The 1,767-nt window shown below is 65.0% G+C and carries 1 protein-coding gene; it reads left to right on the top strand.

The features are described from left to right. Positions 1–60: 60 nt before the first annotated feature. Positions 61–1,767 (top strand): glycogen synthase GlgA (gene glgA, locus HMPREF1546_RS05365; RefSeq protein ID WP_021751759.1); only part of this gene is annotated, 1,707 nt, incomplete at its 3' end.

The raw sequence follows: 1,767 nt of genomic DNA, 5'->3' as shown, positions 1-1,767 counted from the left end.
CCCCCGCCGGTCCCTGACCCTGCCGGAGGGCGGGGCGCATGAGCGTGAAAGGAGAGGACTATGAAGATTTTATATGCGGCCAGCGAGGCGGTTCCGTTCTGCAAAACCGGAGGCCTTGCGGATGTGGCGGGCTCCCTGCCTGCGGCGCTGGCGGCCCAGGGCGCGGATGTGGCGGTGGTGCTGCCCCTGTACCAGAAGGTGAAGGAGAAATTCAGCGACCAGCTGCATTTTGAATGCTACGACTATGTGGACCTGGCCTGGCGCCACAGCTACTGCGGGCTGTTCTCCATGGAACGGGACGGCGTCACCTGGTACTTCCTGGACAACGAGCAGTATTTCCGGCGTCCGGAGTTGTACGGCTACATGGACGACGGCGAGCGGTTCGGATTTTTCTCCCGGGCCGTGGTGCGGATGCTGCCCCACCTGAGGTTCTGGCCGGAGGTCATCCACTGCAACGACTGGCAGACCGCCCTGGTGCCCATCTATCTGAAGGACGACAGCGTGCGGGAGGAGCGGTTCCGGAGTATCCGGACCGTGCTCTCCATTCATAATATTGAGTACCAGGGCCGCTACGGCCGCCAGACCCTGGGGGACCTGTTCGGCCTGGACCACGGCTGGGCGGATGACGGCACCATTCTGATGGACGGGGACGTGAACCTGCTGAAGGGCGCCATTTTGTGCGCCGACGCCGTCAACGCCGTCTCTCCTACTTACGCCAACGAGCTGAAGATGCCCTACTTCGCCCACCGGCTGGACGGCATCATGCGCCGCTGCGGCTACAAGCTCTCCGGCGTGCTGAACGGCATCGACGTGAAGCGGTATGACCCCGCCGCGGATCCCCACATCGCCGTCAATTACAGCGCGGCGGACATGGCGGGCAAGCAGACGGACAAGGCGGAGCTGCAGAAGCTCATGGGCCTGCGGCAGGAGCCCTACGTTCCCATCGTGGGCATCGTCAGCCGCCTGGTGTCCCACAAGGGCCTGGATCTGGTGTGCGAGGTGCTCCACGACATGATGGAGCTGCCCCTGCAGATGGTGATCCTGGGCAAGGGGGACCGGAAGTACGAGGAGTTCTTCCAGTGGGCGGCCCAGCAGTATTCCGGCCGCATGGCCGTGCGCCTGGACTACAACGAGGAGCTGTCCATGGCCATCTATGCAGGCGCGGATCTGTTCCTGATGCCCTCCAAGAGCGAGCCCTGCGGCTTGAGTCAGATGATCGCCATGCGGTACGGCACCGTGCCCATCGTCCGGGAGACCGGCGGACTGAAGGACACCGTCAGCCCGTACGAGTCCTGGAGGGACGCCGGCAACGGATTTACCTTTGCAAATTACGCCGGCAGTGATATGCTGTATGTGATCCGGGAGGCGGTGTATCTTTACAAGGACTATCCCGACGCCTTCGCCCGGCTGCGGGCGCGGGCTATGGCCTGCGATTTCAGCTGGGCCCGGAGCGCGGGGGAGTACCTGCACATTTACAGCACCGTCACCGGCCAGCCTTGGCCCCCTGCGGAGGAGCCCGTCCGGACAGAAGAGTCCGCCCCGGCGGAGGAATCCGCTCCCGCGGAAGAGACCGCCCCCGCGGAAGCGGCGGAGCCCGCATCTGACGAACCTGCTCCGCAGCCGACCGCGGAAGCGGCACAATCGTCCGCCGAGCCGGCGGCTGAGGAGGCCGCTCCGGCCGCACCGGAGAAGAAGCCTGCCGCCAGAAAGCGGACGGCAGCCAAGAAACCGGCCGCCAAAAAGACGGCCGCCAAAAGCGGCAGGAGG

Source organism: Oscillibacter sp. KLE 1745, from assembly GCF_000469445.2.
In the GTDB taxonomy this organism is placed as follows: Bacteria; Bacillota; Clostridia; order Oscillospirales; family Oscillospiraceae; genus Oscillibacter; species Oscillibacter welbionis.
The sequence above is the reverse complement of the archived record's forward strand: the minus strand, read 5'-3'. Positions and strand labels throughout refer to the sequence as shown.